Here is a 1151-nt window from a genome sequence, read left to right on the forward strand (position 1 = left end):
CGCTCGGCCCCGTACTCGAACGCCCAGCCGATCGCCGACGACAGCGTGTCGAACGCGCCGTCGGCGAGGAGGTCGCGCTCCGTGACGACGAGCGCGACGTGCGCCGGCGGCGCGGCGTCGTGGAGCCGGTGTCGCGTCGCGAGGTACGCGTCGTAGAGACCCACGTAAGAGCGATCCGCTCGCGCGTATAAATGGCTTCCCGCCGACGAGGGGTTTAATTCGCCGACGCACCTACCGTTGTCGATGGCAGACAGCTACCGCGGGGTGTTCGGCGCGATCCCCTACGCGTTCCGCGCGACCGAGTCGTGGACGATGCGCGCGTACGCCGCGCTCGGCGCGCTGACGGCCGGGTTCGTCGCGCTCGTCGTCACGCTCGGGCTCGTCGTCTGGATGGGCGAGACCGTCTCGGCGCAGGGAGGGACCTTCCTCTTCTCACGGTCGCTGTTCGTGGTCGCCGGCCTCGCCGCCGTCGGCCCGCTGCTCGCTCCGATCCTGTTCGTCGCCCGCCGCCACCGCCGGGACGACCCCGTCGCGGCCGACTACGACCGGTGGATGGGCGTCGTCGGCTTCCTGTTCCTCGTCTCGCTGTACCTCGCGATGGTCATCTCGGCCCCCGCGGACCTCCGGGACCCGAGCGGCTCGGCCGTGATCAACGCGCTGTACGCGCTCCCGCCGTTGGCGGGATTCGTTCCCCCGACCGCGGCCGCGCTCGCCGTCTTCGCGACGCACTTCCGGCTCCGCGGGGGGTCGGACGCTGGGGCGACACCGGAGACCGACGCGGCGTAGCGAACCGAGAGATAGCGGCGGCCGACGCGGCGTCGACGGCGCGGCCGCGGCTCGAAAGCCCGAAGTCGCCCGAGCGTCTACCGGAACGCAATGACCGACGAGAAGGAGAGTACGTTCCTCGTCACGCACGTCGAGAGCGACTCGGCCGTACTGAAAGACGTCCACGACGGGCAGGTCCACACGCTGAGTTCGAACCCCGGAGTCGACGTCGACGACGCCGTCGAGGCGACCGTCGCACCCGACCCACCGATGGAGGTCACCTATCAGGTGATCGAAGTCGCGGAGCGTCGCCCGCTGTCGATCGAAGAGAGCCCGGAGCCGCCGACGGTCCACGAGCGCGAGTTGGCCGCGGAGACGCCGACCGG

At 71.0% G+C, this 1151-nt stretch carries 2 protein-coding genes and 1 pseudogene; 2 read left to right on the top strand and 1 reads right to left on the bottom strand.

Features of this window, described 5'->3' with window-relative positions:
* Window positions 1-164: pseudogene (locus tag BN903_RS10140) on the bottom strand (di-trans-poly-cis-decaprenylcistransferase); the annotation flags it as partial.
* Window positions 165-243: 79 nt separating this feature from the next.
* Here BN903_RS10140 and BN903_RS10145 point away from each other — a divergent pair.
* Window positions 244-786, top strand: a complete 543-nt coding sequence (locus BN903_RS10145; RefSeq protein ID WP_048077622.1) for a hypothetical protein — start codon at window positions 244-246, stop codon at window positions 784-786.
* A 90-nt stretch (window positions 787-876) separates the two neighbouring features.
* A partial coding sequence (locus tag BN903_RS10150) for a DUF5812 family protein (RefSeq protein WP_048077674.1) occupies window positions 877-1151 on the top strand: 275 nt, incomplete at its 3' end.

It is taken from the genome of Halorubrum sp. AJ67 (assembly GCF_000513435.1).